This is a genomic window from Asticcacaulis tiandongensis, assembly GCF_006475605.1.
In the GTDB taxonomy this organism is placed as follows: domain Bacteria; phylum Pseudomonadota; class Alphaproteobacteria; order Caulobacterales; family Caulobacteraceae; genus Asticcacaulis; species Asticcacaulis tiandongensis.
Genome location: NZ_SSBC01000004.1, coordinates 1 through 19,666, shown reverse-complemented (window position 1 = coordinate 19,666; position 19,666 = coordinate 1). Strand labels below are relative to the sequence as shown.

Here is a 19,666-nt window from a genome sequence, read left to right as displayed (position 1 = left end):
GTAAAGATCGTACCAGCGGTAAAAGGTCGTCTTGGGCACGCCCAGTTGGCCCAAAGTCCGTTTGGCCGGTAAATGGGACTGTTCAACAAGCCGAATAATCTCGAGCTTTTCCTCGGCTGGGTACCTCATTCTTCGTCTCCCCCAGTTCCGTTCACGCTTTTTTTAAGCAGGCGGTTCTCAAGCGTCAGCTCCGCGACTACCTCCTTCAAATCCCGGCTTTCCTTACGCAAAGTCTTGACCTCATCCGATGTCGCCTGCCGCGCTGTGTCACCGGCCAGCCTTTTCTTGCCAGCTTCCAGGAACTCCTTTGACCAGGCATAATAGACGCTCTGGGCGATGTTTTCGCGCCGACAAAGCTCGGCGATGCTCTCCTCACCACGCAGGCCCTCAAGCACAATGCGGATCTTCTCTTCGCTCGAAGGCCGGGCGCGCGTCTGGCGGCGGATATCCTTCACAACCGCTTCGGCCGGGGCCTTGGTGCGGGCAGGTTTAACAGGCTCTTTTGATGTCATGACAGCTCTTTGGGGTTTGGCTTTCATCTTCGCTCCATGATAGCTACGATGACGCCAAACCCTCCAGCTTTCAAATCTTCAAATCAGGCCCATTGCCGCTGACGGGGAACAGTGTTAATGCTGTCGGAGTGTAGTCGTTTCGTAAAGAGACGGCGACGCCTTCACTGCGATCTTGTCGTCAAACTCAGGCAGATTTCAAACGGTGTCGGCCTGTATCCTGATGCGATGGCAACGACCACTGAGGTCACGCCGATTGTCAGAAAAACGAAATTGAGAACGCCCGATGGCCCCAACGCCCCCATCAGAACGCAGCTGCCCCGATTGTCATATTCCTCTCAGACTGGAGACTCACGAAGCCCTTCGCTTCGACAAATGCCCGCAATGTGGAGGCATATGGCTCGATAAGGGCGAGATGACCCAGATCGTCGAAATGACCCTGCACAGCGTCATGCCAACGCCTTTCACCCGCCGCCGGGGGCGCTCACTGTCCGATCTGGACTGAGCCGTTGCGCCGCGCCACCTCCTGACCCACACCCAAACCACATGTCACCCGTTCCCCATAGGAGATGAACGGGTCGGATTTCAGAAAGCCGTCTTACATGGATATCCTCTTCGAGCTCATTATGGGCAAGCCCCTTTGGATGTGGGCCAGCTTCCTCGCCATCGTCGCCACCTTGCTGGTATTCGACCTCGGCGTTTTGCATCGTAAGACACATGTGATCAGCATCCGGGAAAGCCTTTGGATGTCGGCCTTTTATATCGCCATTGCCCTCGCGTTCGGCGGCTGGGTGTGGTGGTCCCTGGGGGCTCAGGCCGGCAAGGAGTATCTGACCGGCTTCGTCGTCGAGAAAACCCTGGCGATGGACAATGTGTTCCTGATCTCGCTCATTTTCACCTACTTCGCGATCCCGCCACTCTATCAGCACAGGGTACTCTTCTGGGGTATATTGGGCGTGATCGTGCTGCGCGGCATAATGATAGCCCTGGGGGCCACCTTGGTGGCCCAATATAGCTGGGTCCTTTATGTTTTTGCCGTTTTCCTGATCTTTACCGGCATTAAAATGCTGCTGATGGGGGACAAGCATCCTGATATCGCCAGCAATCCCTTATTGAAGCTGATGCGCCGGCTCTTTCCCGTCAGCGACCAGCTTGATGGTCAGAAGTTTCTGACACGACAGCCCGACCCCAAGACCGGAAAATGGCGCATTTACGCCACGCCGCTTCTGGTGGCACTGTTACTCATCGAGTTTGTCGATCTTATCTTTGCGGTCGATAGCGTTCCGGCCATCTTCACCATCACCCTTGATCCCTTTATCGTCTTCACCAGCAACATTTTTGCGATCCTGGGCCTGAGGGCACTCTATTTCGCTCTGGCCGCCATCATCCATCGCTTCAAGTACCTCAAACCTGCCCTAGCCTTTGTTCTGATTTTCATTGGTTCTAAGATCTTCATTGCCGATGCTTTGGGGCTTGAAAAGTTCCCGGCAAATATCTCTCTGGCGGTCACGTTGGGTCTCATTGCCATTGGCGTTATTGTCTCTCTGGTCAAAACCGCCAAGACGACACCTGAGGCAGACCATGGCCGCGATTGAGGTTCTGCGGGCGCGGCTCAGGGCAGGGCTGGATCATCCAGCGGCCACGACAGTCATTGTTGGTCTGATCCTCTTCAATGCCGTGGTCCTGGGTCTTGAAACCTATCCGGCCGTCATGACATTTATTGGGCCGCAACTCCTGATTATCGACCAAATCCTGCTTGGAATTTTCGTTCTGGAACTGCTTCTGCGCCTGGTGGTCCAAGGCGGGCGATTCATCCGCGACCCTTGGAACCTGTTCGACACGGTCGTGATTGCCTTGGCACTTCTTCCGGCGTCGGGGGCATTCAGTGTATTGCGGGCACTCAGGGTGCTCCGTGTTCTGCGCCTGATTTCCGTTTTTCCCAGCTTACGCCGCGTTGTTTCCGGAATCGCCGCTGCAATGCCTGGCATAGGATCGATCGGCGCTATATTGATTATTTTGTACTATGTCTTTGCCGTCATGGCGACCAAGTTCTTCGCTACCATCGCACCACAATGGTTTGGCAGCCTTGAGGTGTCCTTGTTTAGCCTGTTTCAGATCATGACCCTAGAAGGCTGGGCCGATATGGCACGAGAATTGGCGGAGACTCACGTGCTCGCCATACCGTTCATGGTGGTCTTTATTCTGGTGGCCACGTTCATCGTTCTGAACCTGTTCATCAGCGTCATGCTAGAGGCCATGCAACGGGTAAACATAGATCACGGTGCGACCAGCCCTGATCCCCAGACGGTTGCTCTGGAAAATCTCACGGATGAAGTACAAAAATTGAGGGCCAAGCTGGACCAGCTCACGACAAAATAAATGACCTGCGTCTGAGTTGGCTTCGACGAACGAAGTGTAATTGCAATCCAAAAAAGCCTGAACGGGGCTTTTGGTTCGGCGGTTTTGACCTGCCTTGAGGTTGCGGTTAAGCGGCTTCCTCTGCATCAAGCCATGTTTCGATTTCGGCTATTGTCGTTTCAGTTGCAGGTATGATTTGATGCTTCATGGCGAAGGATGTCCTACTTGATAGCAATCAGTCACTCGACAGGCTGAACGATGCGCGTTTTTCGAGGCGGCAGCAAAAGGAATTCGCTCTAGGCAGAGCTCGGCCCGATTGCGACGTTGCCCCAGGATTAATCCGGCATCGGAATCGGGTGGCATCATCGCTTATCTCCAGTTCCGGGCTCGTCGCGCAACTGATGATAAAATGTCGCCTTTGGGCGCAAATCGGTAGATCCTATTTAAGAGCGTGCCGTAGCGTGCAGAGTATAACGGGAATGGAAGTTTTAACCCCGCCATCACGATAGGGCGAGGAACAGCATTGAATTGATTTTGAAAAAATCTCCCGCTCCAGGGTCATGGCTTGACAACGCTTTAATATATCATTATAGCGCGATATATGGATAAAAAGGCAGCAACACAGGCTTTCGCGGCCCTGAGTCAAGAAACCCGGCTCGACGTTCTTCGTTTACTCGTGCAGGTGGGGCCGGAAGGCCTGCCGGCAGGAGATATCGGCGAACGTTTAGGCGTGAAGCAAAACACCATGTCGGCCAACCTATCGGTCTTACAGCAATCCGGTCTTCTGAGAAGCGAGAGGGAAGGGCGTTCGATCCGCTACTTCGCGGACTATGATGGTCTGCAAGGGCTCTTGTCGTTCCTGCTGGAAGACTGTTGCGGCGGTCGCAAGGAGCTATGCGAGCCCCTGATACAGAAAATCGTCTGCGCCTGTTAGGCGCGTAAGTCAAATAAGCGGGGTCAGTTTAACGCGCTGTGTGCAAGCGTGATTGTGCCCTCACGTCTGGAGCCGAGAGCCTAATGGGCAAATTCGAGCGCTATCTTTCAGTCTGGGTCGGGTTATCGATCCTCGCCGGTGTGTTGTTGGGCCATCTGTTTCCGCCTGTGTTTCAGACGGTAGCCCATCTCGAATACGCCCACGTCAATTTGGTCGTGGCCTTGCTCATCTGGGTGATGATTTTCCCCATGATGATCAGTATCGACTTCTCGACCATCGGCGAGGTTCGAAAGAAGCCCAAGGGCCTGATCATCACCTTCTTCATCAACTGGTTCATCAAGCCCTTCAGTATGGCGGCTTTGGGCGTGGTGTTTCTCCAGTATATGTTTGCGGGCTTTATTCCGGCGGAAGACGCCAAGTCTTATATCGCCGGTCTGATCCTGCTGGGAGCCGCGCCCTGTACGGCCATGGTTTTTGTATGGAGCCGCCTGGTCAAGGGCGACGCCAACTACACGCTGGTCCAGGTCTCGCTGAACGATCTGGTGATGATCGTCGCCTACGCCCCCATCGTCGCCCTGCTACTCGACGTGACGGATGTGGTGGTCCCATGGGACACCCTGATCCTGTCAGTCGTCCTCTATGTCGTCATTCCCATCGTCGCGGGCTATCTAACCCGCAAGGCGCTACCCGCCGCCAGGGTCGAAGGCCTGCTCGATGCCCTAAAACCCTGGTCGATCATCGGCCTGCTGGCAACCGTCATTCTGTTGTTCGGTTTTCAGGCGCAGGTCCTGCTGGAAAAGCCGCTGGTGATCCTGATGATCGCCGTGCCGATCCTGCTGCAAAGCATCCTGATGTTCTTCCTGACCTTCAAATGGATGTGCAAGGTCAAAATCCCGCACAACATCTCGGCACCCGCTGCCCTGATCGGTGGCTCCAACTTCTTCGAGCTGGCCGTGGCTGTCGCCATCAGCCTGTTCGGTCTGCACTCCGGCGCGGCGCTCGCCACCGTCGTCGGTGTTCTGGTCGAGGTGCCGGTCATGCTATGGCTGGTAAAGGTCGCGAACAAACAATCGTACGAGGTCTAAGATGCAGCCCGTCATCTATCACAATCCGGACTGCGGCACCTCGCGCAACGTGCTGGCCGTAATTGAAGCGGCGGGCTACGAGCCCGAGATCGTCGAATATCTGAAGGTGGGCTGGAACGCCGACGAACTGCGCAATCTGCTCGCCTATGCGGGTCTGACGCCGAGGCAGGCGTTGCGAGAGACCAAGTCGCCTGCTAAGGAACTGGGCCTGCTCGATCTGGCCGTGCCTGATGACGTGATCTTCGAGCAGATGCTGCTGCATCCGGTCCTCGTTAACCGACCCATCGTCGTCACCGATAAGGGCGCCAAGCTGTGCCGCCCGTCGGAGGCCGTACTGGACCTGTTGGACAACTGGCCCAAAGGGCCGTTCCTCAAGGAAGATGGGACGGAAATGATTGACGGCGCCGGCAAGCGCGTCGGTTTGCCGGGGATGCCCAATGTCGATGCGGAATGTTTTCAGGCAATAGACGAGACCAAGCTCCTAGCGCCCGAGCCTTTGACGCACGCCCCGCGCATACTGCTGCTGTATGGATCGGTGCGGTCGCGTTCGTTCAGCCGTCTGGTCTCCGAAGAAGCCGCGCGCATTCTCAAACGCTTCGGTGCCGAGACGCGCACCTTCAACCCGTCGGGTCTTCCGCTGCCGGACGACGCCGATGTCAGCCATCCCAAGGTGCAGCAACTGCGCGAACTGGTGCAATGGGCCGAAGGCATGGTCTGGTGTTCGCCTGAGCGTCACGGCGCGATGACGGGCGTCATGAAATCGCAGATCGACTGGATACCACTGGCGCTGGGATCGGTTCGCCCGACCCAAGGCAAAACGCTGGCCGTGATGCAGGTGTCCGGCGGTTCGCAGTCGTTCAACGCCGTCAACCAGCTTCGTGTGCTGGGTCGCTGGATGCGCTGTATCACTATCCCCAACCAGTCGTCTGTGGCCAAGGCCTTCACCGAGTTTGATGAACACGACCGTATGAAGCCGTCCTCTTATTACGACCGCATCGTTGATGTCATGGAGGAACTGGTAAAGTTCACCCTCCTGACCCGCGAACGCGCCGACTACCTCGTCGACCGCTATTCCGAGCGCAAGGAAAGCGCCGAGGAATTGTCAAAGCGCGTCAATCTCCGCTCCATCTGAGGCCGCCGCCATGAAGGTTCTCTTTCTCTGTACGGGTAACTCCTGCCGCTCTATTCTCGGTGAGTTCACCTTCAACCATCTCGCGCCGAGTGGCTGGCGCGCCATGAGCGCCGGAAGCCGCCCGACGGGTTATGTCCATCCCAGATCGCTCGCATTGCTGAAGAGCGAAGGGATCTCGACGGAAGGTGCGTCCAGCAAGTCGTGGGAAGACCTGCTGGACGTGCCGGACATTGTCATCACTGTCTGCGGCAGCGCCGCCGGAGAGGAATGCCCGGCCTATATCGGCAATGTCCTGCGTACCCATTGGGGCGTCGAAGACCCGGCCCATGTGACCGGCACAGACGCGCAGATCAATGCCGCCTTCCGCAAGGCCTATACGATCCTGCGGGCCCGCATCGAAGCCTTTCTGGTGCTGCCGCTCGATAGGCTGGTGTCCGACCGAGGCGCCTTCAAAGCGGCGCTCGACGAGATTGGTCAGTTGATGCCGATAGACGAGGCGGGCGTGTTCACGCAGATCGATCCGCGCGACGGTGATCTGGTCGAAGCGCTGGCCGCTGCCGGATTGCCGACCACGGACCTGGGCACAGCGCAACAGTCGTTCTGGCGTCACAACGCTGGCGGTGAAGTTCGCGGTTTTGTTGGCATAGAGGCTTACGGCAAGGCCGGTCTGTTGCGCTCGCTGGTCGTCCCGCAAACCCGGCGCGGCCAAGGTCATGGCACCCGGCTCGTCGACTTTGCCGTGGCGCAGGCCGATCGTGCTGGTCTGACGGAACTGTGGCTACTGACCGATACGGCGGCTTCCTTCTTCGCACATCTGGGCTGGAAACCGAGGCTCAGGGCCGAGGTGCCCGACGATATCCGGTCTAGTCCTGAATTCGCCGGGCTCTGCCCGTCTAGTGCGTCCTGCTTTTCGCTTCACGTGCCTGTCCATCTGTAGACGGGCACACATTTAGATATATTGGGGGTTTCATGCGTCTGTTCCGATCATGGGCGAGACCGAAGGTCCGGGGCTACGCGTCCGTCATGCTGGGCGTCTTACTGGCACCTAATGGTGCGGGGGCGGAGACGCCCGTCGATCACCGCTGGCGGGTGCAGATGTCGGGCGAAGCGCGGGGGCGTTACGAGACGATCGGGGCAGTTCCGCGCGGGTGGCACGGGAGGTGACCAGCTTCTGGCGTTTCGCACCCTGATTAAGGCTCAGGCCACACGCGGGGCCTGGATCTTCGTTGGAGAAATGCAGGACTCCCGCAGCTATCTCGGTGATGCCGGGACAGCCTATTCGACGAGTTGGGTCAATCCGGTGGATGTGCTGCAAGCCTATGGCGAGGTTGCGGTCGAGGATCTGCCAGGTCAGGCCACGACGGCTATCCAGATGGGGCGGATGACGCTCGATATCGGCAGTCGGCGTCAGGTGGAGCGGGTCGAGTTCGCCAATGTGATCTTCAATTACACCGGCGTGCACATCCGGTCGAAGACGCGGGGCGGGGCGCAATGGCACGCCCTCTACGCCGTGCCGGTCACGCGCTTGCCAGCGGGGCGAGCAGCGCTAAGCGACAACGACATCTCCGGTGATGAAGAGGCCACGAACCGCAAGCTGTGGGGGCTACATTACATTCGTCCCAACAGTTTCAAACATCTGGCGCCGGGTCTGACGGCGGAAGCCTTCGTTTGCGGGCTTGACGAACGAGACAGCAACGACAATCCGACGCCCAACCGTCACTACACGACGCCGGGCTTTCGCATTTCTCGCCCACCCAAGGTTGGCCAGTGGGATGTGGATGTCGAAGCGGCGTGGCGGTACGGCACGCGCCGGAGCAGCAGTAATACGACCGACGTGCGCGATCTGAAGGTGCGGGCATGGACCTTACATGCCCATTGGGGGCGCACACTTGACCTGAAATGGCAGCCGCGTCTCGTTGTGGATTACGATTATGCCAGTGGTGATAAGAACCCGATCGATGGTCGCTACGATCAGTACGAGCGCCTGTTCGGCTCCCGGCGCACCGATCTTGGAAACACTGGTATTCATGGTCCGCTAACGCCCGCCAATATCAATGCGCCGGGCTTCAGGATAGAGGTGCGCCCTAACGCGCGTACCGACGCGCGTTTTGCCTACAAAGCCGCCTATCTGGCATCGAAAGCCGATAGCTGGGTGGTCGCCGGTGTCCGTGATTCACAGGGGCGTTCCGGGTCCTTCATAGGTCACTCCATCGACAGCCGCATGCGTTACTGGTTCAAGCCCAAACATCTCCTCGGCGAGGTCGGGGTGTCCTTGTTGTTAGATGGCGAAGTTGGCCGCAATGCACCGACTGGATCGCGACAGGGCGATACGGCTTTTGGTTATGTGCAACTCACGGGGTATTTTTAAGTCCCAGATAGAGACTTTGATTGAGGCCGGGACAGATGCCGTTTGGGCTTTCGGGCGGCGCTGGAGGTCTCCTTTGGGTGTCAGACATCGAGTGAATATCAGCCGAAATAGGGCCCCCGCCCGCGGGTTGGTTGCACTTGTAGGGACATAGCCTGTCATTCTTGCAGCACTCTGCGGTCTCATTTCTGCTTCCGAATTTCTTAGCAACTCGCTCTGAAAATGTCCGGTATTGGATGTGAGCAGACAGCGTATTGAGGAAGGGGTGCCGGTGACGGCGTCCCTTTTCTCTGTGGAAGTCCTACCGGCTCCTGAAGCCTAGAAGGCGCAAGGCGTTCAGCGTCACCAGAACTGTCGCGCCAGTATCAGCGAGGATGGCCATCCACAGGGTCGTCGCCCCAGTCAGCGTCGTGACAAGGAAGATCGCCTTTAGCCCCAGAGCCAGGGCGATGTTCTGCCAGATGTTACCCAGCGTTGCCCTCGACAGGACGATGAGTTGGGGAACGCCGGACACGCGATCCTTCAGCAGCGCGGCGTCGGCGGTTTCAAGCGCCACATCAGTCCCGCCGCCCATGGCGATGCCGACCGAGGCGGCCGCAAGGGCAGGAGCGTCGTTGATCCCATCACCGACCATGGCAATCGGGCTGTCTTTAGCGATCTGCGCAATGCGGGCGAGTTTGGCCTCCGGTAGCAGCTCCGCCTCAGCCGCGACGCCGACCTGTGCGGCTATGGCGGCGGCCGTCCGACGATTGTCGCCGGTCAGCATCAGTGTCTGTATTCCCCGTGCTTTCAGCGCCGCTACGGCGGAATTCGCGTCCTCGCGCAATTCATCGCGGATAGCGATCAGCCCTTCGGCGACCTCGCCGCCGAGGACAACCACGACAGTCTTGCCTTCCTGCTCCAGCGCATTGATCCTGGCCGTCGTCTCGTCTGATAGCGCCGCCTTGCTCGCTGCGAAGGATGGGGAGCCGACCGAGACAAAGCCTGACTTCAATCGCGCTGTCACGGCCTTGCCGGGTACGGCGGTCGAGCCGCCGAAGGCGGCGGGAATGTCCAACGCGCGGGCGCGGGCGGCGTCAACAATGGCCTTGCCGAGCGGATGGCTGGTATTGGCTTCGACGGCGGCGGCGCGCGCCAGCAAGTCATCCTCATTACCCGTCAGGGCTATGATGTCCGTTACCTGAGGCTTGCCGCGCGTCAATGTGCCGGTCTTATCAAAGGCCACCGTCTTGATCTTGCCGAGCGTTTCCAGTGCCGCGCCGCCCTTGATCAGCAGACCTTGGCGCGCCCCGGCGGCCAGACCCGACGCAATCGCTGTCGGGGTTGAGATGACCAACGCACAGGGACACGCAATGAGCAAGGTCGCCAGTCCGCGATAAATCCACGTCGTCCAGTCCTGAGCAAAGAGCAAGGGCGGAATGACGATGATCAGGGCGGCGACCAGCATCGCGGCAGGTGTGTACCACAGGCTGAACCTGTCGATGAAGCGTGCGGTTGGCGCCTTGCTTTCCTGCGCCTCTTCGACGAGATGGATGATCCGGGCAATGGTGTTGTCGGCGGCCTTATGCGTGATACGCACCCGCAGAGCCCCATTGGCGTTGATACTGCCTGCAAATACTTCCGAGCCCGCTCCTTTGAACACGGGCACAGACTCGCCGGTCACGGGCGACTCGTCGACCTCGCTTTCACCTTCGACCACCTCTCCGTCGGACGGGATACGATCGCCCGGCCGGACGATGGCAATATCGCCGATTTCCAAAGATTCCGCCGGGACCTCTGCGACGCCGCTATCGCGTTCGACACGGGCTGTGCGGGGAACCAATCCTATCAGGGCCTCGATACCCGCCCGAGCACGCCCTGCGGCAACGGTTTCAAGCACCTCACCGACGGCAAACAGGAAGACGACCGTCAGGGCCTCTTCGCCCTCACCGATGAACACCGCACCGATAGCGGCCACCGACATCAGGGTTTCGATGGAGAAGGGTGAGCCGGCCAGCGCGCCCGAAACCGCACGGCGTGCGAACGGAAATACACTGATCAGGGCGGCGATGGAGGTGATGTAGAGCGCGTAGGCGGGGAGCAGGCGTTCCAATCCCAATCCAATGGCCAACATCAGACCGGTCATCAACACGAGTTTGCCCTTACCGGTTTTCCACCAGGGCACGGCGGTCTTAGCGGTTGGAATCGTGCGCATCTCTTCGGCCAGTGCGGTCGGCACATATCCGAGGCTGCGAATCTGGTCTTCAAGCTTCGTGACTGGGGTCAGGTCCTCATCCAGATTGAGAAAGAGCGTTTCGTTCTGGTAGGACACCGCGACATCGCTGGCACCCGGCAGTCGATTGACGGCGGTTTCAATTTTGAGCGCGCACGCGCCGCAGTCCATGCCTTCGACGCGTAGACGGATGGGGGAGGGAGACGCCATATCAAGACCTCGACGGACGGAACAGGCTCGCATATATACACCCTATAGTCGCTATAGGGTCAAGCCATGAGTTCCACACATCTGTCGATCGGTGATCTGTCACGCGCCACGGGCACCAAGGTCGAAACCATCCGCTTTTACGAAAAGAATGGTTTGCTCCCTCAGCCCGGTCGAACCCAAGGCAACTACCGAGCCTATGAGCCCGCCCATCTTAATCGCCTGAGCTTCATTCGTCGGGCGCGCGATCTGGGGTTTTCGCTCGACCAGGTGCGCGCCTTGTTGACGCTCTCTGACGACCGGTCGCACTCGTGCGCGGCCGTCGATGTGATCGCCCGCGCCCATCGGGATGAGGTGGAGCGAAAGATCAAAGACCTTCAGTCCCTAAAGACCGTGCTCGATCAGGTGATCGAGAGTTGCCACTGTAACATCGTGGCCGACTGCGCCATCATCGAGTCGCTGGCGCCCGCATCACAGGGCTCATAAAGTCCCGGTTGCTCAAACGTCAAAGCCCCTATACATTCGATTTCATGCACCGCCGTCTCCGTTTCAGCGCTGTCTCGATGATCATGGGTCTGATGGCCATGATCCTGTGTGTCAGCACGCCAGCGGCCGCCGAGACTATGATGAACCATCCAGCGATGGGGGCCGTTTCCGCGGACGAAATGCCGGAGATGCCGTGCTGTCCTGAAAAGGCGCCCGCCGTCTATAAGGCCTGTGGTCTTCAGTGTCCGGTCATCGCACCGGCGTCCTATGATTTCGTAGTGGTTATGAAGACGGATGCCCTGACCTTTACCGTCAAGTCGGCCCTCTATGCCGGGATTATCTTCGGCCCGCGTGCGCCGCCTCCGCGCTGATCCTCCGATAGATAAGACACCTTACATTCAATCTATCTAACGGAGTTATCCGATGAAACGTATCATCGTCACATCTGCTTTTGTTGCCCTGTTCGCCGCCGGTGCCGCCTATGCGGCCGCCCCGGAAGCGGTCAAGGACGCCGTCAAATCCTGTTGCGAAGCCATGCAAAAGTGCTGCTGCTGCGACAAGGACAAGGCGGATCAGCCGGATGCCCATAAGGACCACAAGAACTAGGGCCGGTTTCCTCGATTAGAGGGGTGGCCGCAGTGCGTATGCTGCGGCCACCTTAAACCAAATTCATTAAAATATAATTTAATTTCAATGAGTTATAATTTTTCGCATAAGTAAACTTATGGGAAATTAGGATTTTAGTTTCCCCGATTTGCGCGACATGTGTGCCAATTTGAACGCCGCAGCATGATCGTGGATCAAGAGCAGAACAATGGAATGGTACATCCAATAGGTTGGCACCACGTATTTCCCCCAAACCGGTGGCAGTGAGATGGAGCACTATTTCATGTAAGCCCCACCGAAGTTGGAGGCAGCAGCGCACTTTGAAAAATCCGCTTCTAAGCCCCTTTCAGAATTTCGGAGGCTGACGAGCCTTTTACTTTTACTGGAACGAGCATGTAGTGCACTCCGTTGGAAGTCGCGGGCGGAAATCGTCCGCCGCGCATATTGACCTGTATCGAGGGCAGTAGAAGCTTTGGCGCAGACAGCCCGGCATCCCTCTCCGTTCGCATCCTGACGAATTCCTCTTCGGTAACGCCGTCCCGAACATGTTTGTTCGCGGCCCTCTCTTCTTTAACCGTTGTTTCCCAAGCAAAATGGTCGCGCCCTGGCGCCTTATAGTCATGGCACATAAAGAGCCGCGTTTCAGGTGGGAGCGCGAGTAATTTACGCGTTGATCGGTATAAGGCGTGAGCATCGCCGCCGGGAAAATCGGCGCGCGCCGTTCCATAATCTGGCATGAACAGCGTGTCCCCAACAAAGACCGAGTCACCGATCCGGTAGCTTACGTCGGCCGGTGTGTGCCCCGGTGTGTAAAGAACTTCGATCGACAATCCTCCCACCTGAAGGACCTCTCCGTCTGAGAAGAGTGCGTCGAAGTCACCACCTTCTGGCTTTACGTCAACCGCGTTAAACACTGGCCGAAAAATACGCTGCACATCCACAATATGTTCGCCGATACCTATGCGGGCGCCCGTCCGCGACTTGATGAGCGGCGCGGCACTTAAATGATCGGCATGAACGTGGGTCTCTAAAACCCACTCAATTGTGACATTCTTGGCCGCGGCGGCGGTCAGCACGTATTCAACTGACCGGGTGTCGACTTCTCCAGACGCCACATCGAAGTCGAGTACAGGATCGATGACGACGCCGTAACCGGTGTTGGCATCCCAGACAAGATAAGTGACGGTGTTTGTCGGCTCGTCGAAAAAGGCGTTGATTTCAGCATTTGACATAATTGCCTCTCCTATGGCTTGACTTATATATTAGACAAGACTAAATAAGCAAGAACTAATTTAAAGGCGCATAATGTATATTCCCGCAACCGACGAATTGAGGGTCTTCGAAGCAAAGGCCAGCGAGGCAGCCAGCCTGTTGCGGGCACTGGCGAACGAACAGCGCCTGCTTATACTTTGCCACCTGCTGACAGCCGGAGAGCTTTCAGTGTCTGCACTGTCCAATGAGTTGAGCCTGAGCCAGTCGGCCTTGTCGCAGCATCTGGCTAAGCTCCGGGAAGAAGGCATCATTACGAACCGTCGCGAGTCCCAATCGGTCTTCTACCGGGTGGCAGACGAAAAGGCCGCTCGGGTGCTCGCCCTGCTGCGCGATATCTATTGCCCCGACCTTATGACTAAGGACTTCCAGAATGAACACCGTTAAATCTGTCTCGCCCGAGGATGCGAGTGCCCTGATCTCCAGTGGAGCCAGATTGGTTGATATTCGTGAAGCGGAAGAGCGAGATCAGGTCATTCCTGAAGCTTACCATCTGCCCCTTTCCGGCATCGGGCCGGACATAATGCCCTTAAGTGAGCAGCAAGCCGTAATATTCCACTGCCGTACCGGCAGGCGCACGGCAATGAATGCGCAGAAGCTATCCGCTGCGACTTCGGCGGCTCAGGTCTATCTGCTGGATGGTGGATTCGACGCATGGGCGGGCGCAGGTTTGCCGGTTCAAAACAAGTAAAGAAAGCATCAGTTATGAGCAACTCAATAAGTCCCGCAGACGCAGCGCTTCTGATCCGGAACGGGGCAACTTTGGTCGATATCCGGGAAACCGACGAGTACCGCCGCGAGCACATAGATGGCGCGGTAAACTGTCCCGTTTCAGTGTTGGATACCGTCGCAATAGAAGGAGACTCGATCGTATTTCACTGCAAGAGCGGCCGCCGCACTCTAGTCAATGCCGACCGACTTGCGGCTAAGGCCGGCGAACGGAGATGGCTGCTGCTCGATGGCGGCCTGGACAAATGGAAGCAAAGTGGACTCCCGGTGCGCAAGGACGCCAGCCAGCCGATTGAACTTCAGCGTCAGGTGATGATAGGGGCCGGCACGCTTGTCCTTGGTGGGGTGCTTCTCGCGAGCTTCGTCGCCAGCCCTTTCATACTGCTGTCAGGCTTCGTCGGTGTCGGTCTGGTGTTTGCAGGCGTTACAGGCTTCTGCGGAATGGCGAAGGTGCTGATGCTTGCTCCCTGGAATCGCCGTTAGGCGGTATGCGCAGCCATGTTGGACATTCAGCATCTCTTAGCAGCGTTTGCGGGCGCTGTTGTCGGCTTTACCCTGTCTTTGGTGGGCGGGGGCGGGTCAATCCTCGCCGTACCCCTCCTCGTCTATTTCGTCGGCATAACCAATCCTCACCTTGCCATCGGCACGAGCGCCGTGAGCGTAGCGCTGAACGCAGCCCTGAGTTTGATCGGCAGGGCAAGGTCGGGTACTGTTAAGTGGCGTTGTGTCGCCGTTTTCACAATTACTGGCGTCATTGGCGCCCTGATCGGCTCCTTCTTCGGCCGGGCGCTGAACGGCAAAGTTCTTCTGTGTTTGTTTGCATTGCTGATGGTTGTCGTCGCTGGATTGATGCTTAAGCATCGAAATGCTGAAGGGAACCCGAAGGTCCGGCTTAACAGAGATAATTTTCCCCGGTTGGTGGCGTTTGGGCTCGCAACTGGTCTCCTGTCCGGATTTTTCGGCATCGGTGGCGGCTTTTTGATTGTGCCTAGCCTCATGGCGGCAACCGCGATGCCGATTGTGAATGCAATCTCGTCTTCACTGTTTGCTGTGACTGCCTTTGGGATATCGACCGCATCGACTTATGCATTTGCAGGCCTGGTTGACTGGGCGATCGCCATCGCTTTCGTATGCGGGGGTATTGCCGGTAGCGTAGTCGGCGCGAGAGCTGCGAAGATTCTCGCAGCCAAACGTGGTCATTTAACCACAGGATTTGCGGGTCTCATATTCATCGTAGCCGCATACATGCTTTACCGGTCGCTCATTGGCAGCACCGGTGTCTGAAAAAATCGGCTGCTTTCGCATTGTCAATGCAACAATCGTGAACACTGTGTTGCCGCTTGACTGCATGAGTTGCTTCCAGTTCTGAGGACGGCCATCGCGAACAGAATCTCTTCCAGTCCTATTTCCGCAATGGCGGCTTGTCGCTGCTCACCAGTTGAAATTAGCGTTCCGAACAGTTTTGGAGTGTCACGTCTGAATATTGATGCTTGTCCGAGAAATTTTACATAGTTTATCGTAAAGTACTATCCGCTTCACTGGAAAACCCGTAAGAAGGTCTCGCATATTAGGCTCTATGTTGGGGCTAAGCCGTGTTGCTAAGCCGGTAACGATATGCGCTACTCCACGTCTGCGGACTTACGGATTTCAGTGGACTTTGACAGAGGATGAGAATTTCTGCTTAGGATAAATCCCGCGCTACAGCCCCTCAAAGATCAGGCTCGCCATAAGTTTTTTCCATGTGCGCGTGGAGCTTGGTCATCAAAAGTGGCAGATCGACAGGCTTCGTCATGTGATCGCTAAAGCCAACTTCCTCAGTGCGTCGCCGGGTCTGCGGGTCACCCCAACCCGTCTGAGCCAGGATGAACATCGCGCCGTGTTGAGGGTTTGACCGAAGTCGTTGACAAACTTCATACCCGCTCATGCCGGCCATTCCTAAATCCAGCAAAACTATTGCCGGCTGAAACTCCTCCACCAGCTTTAGAGCGCTTTGACCGTCGAAGCAGGCCATAGCTTCAAATCCAGAAAGTTCGACGGCCCATTTCAACGTCATGGCTGACGCTTCATTGTCGTCTACGACTAACACCTTATACTTAGCCCCAAGGGGCTCGCAGGAAATTGTACCATCGTCTGCTTGAACGACTGTCGGAGCGCCTCTCGCTAGTGGATTGATCGAGACAAAAGAGTCCGATTTTTGGTTCTCATTGGTCGTTGGATGTGGGACGTTGCCTGATGCGCACAGGGATTACATTTAACGTCACCGCCTCTGATCGAAATCGTCTCGAAGCCATGGTTGCGAACCGCGGTTCGCCGCAGAAGCACGTATGGCGGGCCAAGATCATCCTGTTGAGCGACGACGGACTGGGAACGGTTGCCATTATGGCGGCCACCGGCAAATCGAAAACCTGCGTCTGGCGGTGGCAGGAGCGGTTCATGGCCGAGGGCGTAGATGGGCTTCTGCACGACAAGAGCCGCCCACCCGGCATCGCGCCGCTCGATCCGGCAATGGTCGATCAAGTGGTTGCGCTTACGCTGGAAGCGCCCAGGCACGAGGCCACGCACTGGACCGTTCGCGCGATGGCAAAGGCCGTCGGGATCGCGGCCTCCTCCGTCGTCAAGATCTGGCACGAGCATGGTCTGGCGCCGCATCGCTGGCGCAGCTTCAAACTGTCGAATGACAGGGCTTTTGCCGAGAAGCTACACGATGTCGTCGGGCTCTATGTCTCGCCACCCGCCCATGCCATTGTCCTTTCCGTCGATGAAAAGAGCCAGATCCAGGCGCTCGACCGGACGCAGCCGGGCCTTCCCTTGAAGAAGGGCCGGGGCGGCACGATGACCCATGATTACAAGCGCCATGGCACCACCACCCTGTTTGCTGCCCTCAATGTTCTCGACGGCTCGGTGATCGGTCGCAACATGCAGCGTCACCGGCACCAAGAGTTCATTCGTTTCCTCAACGCGATTGAGGCGGAGCTGCCCAAGGATAAGGCCGTCCACGTCATTCTCGACAACTACGCAACCCACAAGCAGCCGAAGGTCCGCGCCTGGCTGGCAAGGCATCCGCGATGGACCTTCCACTTCGTACCAACATCATGTTCATGGCTGAACGCCGTCGAGGGCTTCTTCGCGAAACTGACACGCCGACGGTTGAAGCACGGCGTCTTTCACTCAGTCGTCGACCTGCAGGCGGCTATCAACCGCTTCATCGAAGAACACAACCAAGAGCCGCGCCCCTTCACCTGGAAGGCAGATCCCGATGAAATCATTGCCGCCGTAAAACGCGGGCACCAAATGTTGGAATCAATCCACTAGTATGTTATCCTCGTGTAAATACATACTCAATCGATTTCCCGAAGTGACCCCACGTCTCGTCCGCTCGCGCCTCATACTTAACCATTCGCGCGGAGGTAAGGAAATAAGATTTGTGCTGCCTCCTGATAGAGATTTCCTATAAGGTGCCCTTTAGCTCCATTCAGTTCACCAACTCATTCCCAAGGTGCCAGAGACGCCGCGATTGAATCCGCAATCCTCCGATAAACGGCCTGTCTGGGCGACGACTTCCGCCACACCATTGTCAGTTCGCGCACAGGCGCTTTGGAGACCAATGGACGGGCCACGATGACACTTTCCCGCAGGACATCCGATCGCACATATAGTGCTGGCAGCAGCGCCAGCCCCATCCCGATGGCCACCATCTGCCTGAGCGTGTCGAGGGTAGTCCCAGAATAGTCCTGCACGTCTATCGCGCCCACTTCACGACACAAAGCGGCGATCTGGCTATGCAACTGATCCGACCGGTCCATGGCCAGGATCGTTTCGCCACACAAGTTTTCCGGCGCGACCCGCTCAGCCTTAGCTAACGGGTGGTCAGCAGGAACAACCAGATGCAGCGGTTCGGTCATTAATCGGGCAGAGGTATAATCGGGGTGTTCCAGCGCATTGGGCAACAGAAGGACGTCATGCGTTCCGTCGGATAATTTTTGAGGCAGATTCTCCAGTCGGTCTTCCCGAACAGTGACCCGCAGGTCCGGCATAGCTTTTCTTAAGGGTGGCATGGCCAGCGAGAGTACATAGGCACCAACGGTCTGCACGACACCAATTCTCAGCGGACCTTGCAGCACATCAGCGCGCTCGCGTCGTACGATTTCGCGGATGTCCTCGATCTCCGCCAGTATATTACGGGCCCGATCAACAACCGCCTCCCCGATCGGAGTCAGGATGACGCGCGCCCGGGTGCGCTCAACGAGTTGCATATCGAGACGATCTTCCAACTCCTTAATCTGCATACTGAGGGTCGGCTGTGTGACATGGCAGTTTTCAGCGGCCCGGCTAAAGCTAAGCGTGTCGGCGATAGCGACCAGATAACGCAACTGTTGAAGTCGGGGCATAGCGTCTACCTTATAGGATTTAACTATATCGCCTCAGCCTATTTCCGATTTTTCTTTTAAACCAGCTCTGTTTAATCAAAGTGGAATATTCGCTTTGATCAAGAGTCAGGTATGTCCGCCACTTCCCGCACGCCCCGCGTCTCCCTCTTCCGCGCCTTCGTCGATAGCAATGTCTCCGGGGGCATCATTCTGATGATTGCCGCGCTTCTGGCGCTGATCGTTGCGAACTCTCCTTGGGCCGAGATCTACTCCATACCCTGCACATTTATATTGGAGGACTTAGCGTCCTCCATTGGATCAATGACGCCCTGATGGCCGTGTTCTTCCTGCTCGTCGGTCTGGAAATCAAACGCGAGGTGTTGACTGGACAGCTATCGGATTGGTCTCGCCGCGCCTTGCCGGGCTTTGCAGCGTTAGGGGGCGTAATCGTGCCCGCCTTAATCTATGTGGTTATCAACCGCGAGCACTCCGACAGCCTTAAGGGCTGGGCCATTCCGACAGCGACCGACATTGCGTTTGCTTTGGGCGTGCTAGCCCTGCTTGGTTCACGTGTGCCCATGGCGCTCAAAGTGTTCCTGACCGCGCTGGCGATTATCGATGATTTGGCGGCTGTTATCGTCATCGCCATCTTTTATACCGCCAATCTTTCTGTCGGATGGTTCGTGGCTGCAGCGGTTGGTTTGCTTCTCCTGTTTCTTATGAGTCGGCTCAAAATCAAGCAAGTGAGCCCATATCTCTTGGTCGGTGCCGTCCTTTGGTTCTTCGTGCACAAGTCAGGTGTGCACGCGACACTGGCGGGCGTCGCTACTGCGCTCTTCATTCCGTTGCATACCCACAAATCAAGCGGCCACGATGACCACCATTCGCCTCTGGTGCGGCTGGAACACGCACTCCATAAGCCGGTGGCGTTCCTGATCATTCCCATTTTCGGCTTCGCCAATGCAGGTGTATCGCTCGCTGGGTTCCAGCCACACGCACTATTGCAGCCCATTCCGCTTGGCATCGCGGTGGGTCTTTTCCTAGGTAAGCAGTTCGGCGTTTTCGCGGCGGCGGCCCTGGCGATACGTTCAGGTCTGGCGAAAATGCCGGAAAAAACGACATGGCTTCAGCTCTATGGCGTCTCTGTCTTGACGGGCATTGGTTTCACAATGAGCCTGTTCATAGGCTTGCTCGCCTTCCCGACCCATCCCGAGTCGCAAGATGCGGTAAAGATCGGAGTACTGTTCGGTTCTCTGATTTCCGGCCTGATTGGCTACGTACTGGCCTGTCCCTGGTTTGACGGACACGAAGAAAAGCGTGTTTATCGAACTGGAGGTAAGAAATGGAGAAGCGAAAATATAGTCGCGAGTATAAGATCGAGACTGTAAAAATGATCAGGGATAGAGG

General features: G+C 57.1%; 20 protein-coding genes and 3 pseudogenes. 18 read left to right on the top strand and 5 right to left on the bottom strand.

All coding sequences use genetic code 11. The features are described 5' to 3' along the window. Positions 1 to 512: pseudogene (locus E5201_RS03835) on the bottom strand (transposase); the annotation flags it as partial. A gap of 283 nt (positions 513 to 795) precedes the next feature. Between E5201_RS03835 and E5201_RS15100 the strand changes: the two are divergent. The 9 genes and pseudogenes from E5201_RS15100 (at position 796) to E5201_RS03795 (ending at position 8,386) form a co-directional block, all read left to right on the top strand. Then, entirely contained in the window at positions 796 to 1,014 is a 219-nt protein-coding gene (locus tag E5201_RS15100) for a TFIIB-type zinc ribbon-containing protein (RefSeq protein WP_140984700.1), read from the top strand. 97 nt (positions 1,015 to 1,111) lie between these two features. After that, positions 1,112 to 2,104, top strand: coding sequence for a TerC family protein (locus E5201_RS03825; RefSeq protein WP_140984699.1), 993 nt, complete (start codon positions 1,112 to 1,114; stop codon positions 2,102 to 2,104). Beyond that, positions 2,091 to 2,888, top strand: a complete 798-nt coding sequence (locus tag E5201_RS03820) for an ion transporter (protein WP_140984698.1) — start codon at positions 2,091 to 2,093, stop codon at positions 2,886 to 2,888. Before E5201_RS03825 ends, E5201_RS03820 begins: the two co-directional genes overlap by 14 nt. 580 nt (positions 2,889 to 3,468) lie before the next feature. Continuing rightward, positions 3,469 to 3,801 (top strand): ArsR/SmtB family transcription factor, encoded by a 333-nt coding sequence (locus E5201_RS03815; protein ID WP_023462689.1) that lies wholly within the window; start codon positions 3,469 to 3,471, stop codon positions 3,799 to 3,801. A gap of 83 nt (positions 3,802 to 3,884) precedes the next feature. Then, on the top strand, positions 3,885 to 4,886 hold the full coding sequence (arsB, locus tag E5201_RS03810; protein ID WP_140984697.1) for an ACR3 family arsenite efflux transporter: 1,002 nt from the start codon (positions 3,885 to 3,887) through the stop codon (positions 4,884 to 4,886). 1 nt (position 4,887) lies between these two features. Then, positions 4,888 to 5,220: pseudogene (gene arsC / locus E5201_RS14980) on the top strand (arsenate reductase (glutaredoxin)); the annotation flags it as partial. 96 nt (positions 5,221 to 5,316) lie between these two features. Next, a complete protein-coding gene (gene arsH / locus E5201_RS14975; protein WP_246050387.1) occupies positions 5,317 to 6,018 on the top strand; it encodes an arsenical resistance protein ArsH in 702 nt (233 codons plus the stop codon). 10 nt (positions 6,019 to 6,028) lie between these two features. After that, the gene (gene arsN2 / locus E5201_RS03800; RefSeq protein WP_140984695.1) at positions 6,029 to 6,955 is read left to right on the top strand and encodes an arsenic resistance N-acetyltransferase ArsN2; all 927 of its coding nucleotides are present in this window, start codon (positions 6,029 to 6,031) and stop codon (positions 6,953 to 6,955) included. Between the two features lie 111 nt (positions 6,956 to 7,066). Further along, on the top strand, positions 7,067 to 8,386 hold the full coding sequence (locus E5201_RS03795; protein WP_140984694.1) for an alginate export family protein: 1,320 nt from the start codon (positions 7,067 to 7,069) through the stop codon (positions 8,384 to 8,386). A gap of 298 nt (positions 8,387 to 8,684) precedes the next feature. Here the strand turns inward: E5201_RS03795 and E5201_RS03790 are convergent, their stop codons facing one another. Continuing rightward, complete coding sequence (locus tag E5201_RS03790; protein WP_140984693.1) at positions 8,685 to 10,805, bottom strand: heavy metal translocating P-type ATPase; 2,121 nt, start codon at positions 10,803 to 10,805, stop codon at positions 8,685 to 8,687. A gap of 66 nt (positions 10,806 to 10,871) precedes the next feature. Between E5201_RS03790 and E5201_RS03785 the strand changes: the two genes are divergently transcribed. Genes E5201_RS03785 through E5201_RS03775 form a run of 3 tightly spaced genes read left to right on the top strand, consistent with a single transcriptional unit; the run spans position 10,872 to position 11,894 of the window. After that, positions 10,872 to 11,288, top strand: coding sequence for a MerR family transcriptional regulator (locus E5201_RS03785; RefSeq protein WP_140984692.1), 417 nt, complete (start codon positions 10,872 to 10,874; stop codon positions 11,286 to 11,288). Between the two features lie 44 nt (positions 11,289 to 11,332). Then, the gene (locus E5201_RS03780) at positions 11,333 to 11,659 is read left to right on the top strand and encodes a hypothetical protein (RefSeq protein ID WP_246050386.1); all 327 of its coding nucleotides are present in this window, start codon (positions 11,333 to 11,335) and stop codon (positions 11,657 to 11,659) included. 52 nt (positions 11,660 to 11,711) lie between these two features. Further along, positions 11,712 to 11,894: a hypothetical protein gene (locus tag E5201_RS03775; protein ID WP_140984690.1), complete on the top strand. Its 183-nt coding sequence runs from the start codon at positions 11,712 to 11,714 to the stop codon at positions 11,892 to 11,894. 335 nt (positions 11,895 to 12,229) lie between these two features. Here the strand turns inward: E5201_RS03775 and E5201_RS03770 are convergent, their stop codons facing one another. Beyond that, a complete protein-coding gene (locus E5201_RS03770) occupies positions 12,230 to 13,126 on the bottom strand; it encodes an MBL fold metallo-hydrolase (protein WP_140984689.1) in 897 nt (298 codons plus the stop codon). A gap of 73 nt (positions 13,127 to 13,199) precedes the next feature. Between E5201_RS03770 and E5201_RS03765 the strand changes: the two genes are divergently transcribed. Genes E5201_RS03765 through E5201_RS03750 form a run of 4 tightly spaced genes read left to right on the top strand, consistent with a single transcriptional unit; the run spans position 13,200 to position 15,176 of the window. Beyond that, positions 13,200 to 13,550 carry an ArsR/SmtB family transcription factor gene (locus E5201_RS03765; protein WP_140984688.1) on the top strand — a complete coding sequence of 117 codons (351 nt, stop codon included), beginning with the start codon at positions 13,200 to 13,202 and terminating at the stop codon, positions 13,548 to 13,550. Continuing rightward, complete coding sequence (locus E5201_RS03760) at positions 13,537 to 13,854, top strand: rhodanese-like domain-containing protein (protein WP_140984687.1); 318 nt, start codon at positions 13,537 to 13,539, stop codon at positions 13,852 to 13,854. The genes E5201_RS03765 and E5201_RS03760 overlap by 14 nt, the downstream gene beginning before the upstream one ends. A 14-nt stretch (positions 13,855 to 13,868) precedes the next feature. Then, positions 13,869 to 14,375 (top strand): rhodanese family protein, encoded by a 507-nt coding sequence (locus tag E5201_RS03755; RefSeq protein WP_140984686.1) that lies wholly within the window; start codon positions 13,869 to 13,871, stop codon positions 14,373 to 14,375. A 15-nt stretch (positions 14,376 to 14,390) separates the two neighbouring features. Continuing rightward, the gene (locus E5201_RS03750; RefSeq protein WP_140984685.1) at positions 14,391 to 15,176 is read left to right on the top strand and encodes a sulfite exporter TauE/SafE family protein; all 786 of its coding nucleotides are present in this window, start codon (positions 14,391 to 14,393) and stop codon (positions 15,174 to 15,176) included. Positions 15,177 to 15,600: 424 nt separating this feature from the next. Here the strand turns inward: E5201_RS03750 and E5201_RS03745 are convergent, their stop codons facing one another. Then, the gene (locus E5201_RS03745) at positions 15,601 to 15,978 is read right to left on the bottom strand and encodes a response regulator (protein ID WP_281280199.1); all 378 of its coding nucleotides are present in this window, start codon (positions 15,976 to 15,978) and stop codon (positions 15,601 to 15,603) included. A gap of 146 nt (positions 15,979 to 16,124) precedes the next feature. On the opposite strand from E5201_RS03745, the gene E5201_RS03740 reads away from it, so the two are divergent. Then, entirely contained in the window at positions 16,125 to 17,204 is a 1,080-nt protein-coding gene (locus E5201_RS03740) for an IS630 family transposase (RefSeq protein ID WP_140984683.1), read from the top strand. Between the two features lie 173 nt (positions 17,205 to 17,377). On the opposite strand, the gene E5201_RS03735 is transcribed toward E5201_RS03740, so the two are convergent. Further along, positions 17,378 to 18,280 carry a LysR substrate-binding domain-containing protein gene (locus tag E5201_RS03735; protein WP_140984682.1) on the bottom strand — a complete coding sequence of 301 codons (903 nt, stop codon included), beginning with the start codon at positions 18,278 to 18,280 and terminating at the stop codon, positions 17,378 to 17,380. 111 nt (positions 18,281 to 18,391) lie between these two features. Here E5201_RS03735 and nhaA point away from each other — a divergent pair. Further along, positions 18,392 to 19,647, top strand: a pseudogene (gene nhaA / locus E5201_RS03730) (Na+/H+ antiporter NhaA). The last annotated feature ends 19 nt before the right edge of the window (positions 19,648 to 19,666 follow it).